General features: G+C 50.2%; 1 pseudogene. It reads right to left on the bottom strand.

The annotated features are described in order from the left end of the window. Positions 1–42: 42 nt before the first annotated feature. Positions 43–223: pseudogene (locus ACXX53_RS23215) on the bottom strand (MarR family transcriptional regulator); the annotation flags it as partial.

Here is a 223-nt window from a genome sequence, read left to right as displayed (position 1 = left end):
CGATGTCTATAACCTGAACTGGCTGCCCCTATTTCGCAGCGTTTATTGAGACGCTTTGTTGGAACATAGACGCTCGGCTTGAATCCCAAGCTTCTTCAACAAGCTGATCGCCTGTTCTTTCTCCTCTGTCGTCAGTCCGCTTAAGGCACGGTTCAACGTGCTGGCTTGACTAGGCATGATGCGATCCATGATGTCTCTGCCTTCATCCGTCATCTCTGCATAG

Source organism: Paenibacillus marinisediminis (assembly GCF_054343325.1).
The sequence above is the reverse complement of the archived record's forward strand: the minus strand, read 5'-3'. Positions and strand labels throughout refer to the sequence as shown.